Origin of the sequence: Thermogutta sp. (genome assembly GCF_014359955.1) — a bacterium.
Taxonomy (GTDB): Bacteria; Planctomycetota; Planctomycetia; order Pirellulales; family Thermoguttaceae; genus Thermogutta.
Genome location: NZ_JACIYL010001074.1, coordinates 1 through 1,146, shown reverse-complemented (window position 1 = coordinate 1,146; position 1,146 = coordinate 1). Strand labels below are relative to the sequence as shown.

Here is a 1,146-nt window from a genome sequence, read left to right as displayed (position 1 = left end):
CGCCCGCCGCCGCCGCGTCTTCGGTTCGGCGGTCAACCGGCTGGGAACACCGAAGAGATTGCGATGTTTATCCCCATCGATACCCGCACGATTGTGCCGAGCTTGATCGAGCCGGGGGACATGGTTTCTTTCATCGTTTCGGCACCCACCCCTGTGCCTGGTGGGAATCCCGTTTCCGGTGGAAATTCCCCAGCCCCGGCGACCGATGCGGGAGGCGGGCCACAGGTCATTGGCAAATTTAAGGTGCTGGCGGTGGGTAACCGACTGACCAGCGTGGAAGCCCATCGGGCGTACCAACTCCCGCAATCCCAGGAGAATATTCTGACTATCAGCGTGAAGCTCGAAAACGGGCGTCTTGAACCCAAGGCGGAACGCCTGTGGAAAATGCTGGAGGCCACGAATTTTCGACAGGTGGGGGTGATTCTCCACTCACGAGAGACTTCCCAGAACTGAAAGTTTTTCAAGGAAAACCGCAGTGGGGGTCGCATGAAGATCTGGTACAACCGCATCAACGAAAGCCGCCGGACCATGATCGAGGTCGATGCCACGGAAGTGTGGATCGGCCGGGACAGCTCCAACACGGTGGTGCTCCCCAGTCCCCTGGTGTCGCGACGGCATGCGGTGGTGCGACTTTTAGAGGATGGGCGTCTGCAGTTGGAAAACCTCGGGCTCAATAGTTGCCTGGTGGGTGAAGAAGAGGTCCTGGGAGGGCAAACGGTCGTTTTCACACCGGGGACGAAGGTGCGGATCTGGCCCTTTACCCTCACCTTTGAGGCGGAGAAGGCCGTCACCGTCTCCCGGCAGGAGCTGGAGGCCCACCTGCGATCCCTGATTGCCGATCTGGAACTGCGGATCCACCGCAAGCTGCTGGAACGACTCGATCTTTACGAATTTGAAAATCGTCGGACGAATGATCCTCAAAGCATTCTCCTCCTGGAGAACAATATTGAGGATATTTGTCGGGATCTGCGGGTGTTTGAGCCGGAGAATGAGCCGGTCCTGGAAGAAATCACAGGGCTGGTGCTCCGCGATTACCTGGTCAACAGCCTGATCATGGAGTCGGGGAGCCAGTCGTTTTATGAAATGACCGGGTTAAGCGCCAACGAGTTCGATATTCCCGCCACACTGGTCCCCGAGCGGGAAGCG

General features: G+C 58.2%; 2 protein-coding genes. Both read left to right on the top strand.

Annotated elements, in window-relative coordinates; all coding sequences use genetic code 11:
• Positions 1-453: hypothetical protein (locus H5U08_RS19460; RefSeq protein WP_297037037.1), on the top strand; the 453-nt coding region annotated here is incomplete at its 5' end.
• 33 nt (positions 454-486) lie between these two features.
• The coding region (locus H5U08_RS19455) for an FHA domain-containing protein (protein ID WP_297037034.1) at positions 487-1,146 on the top strand (660 nt) is incomplete at its 3' end.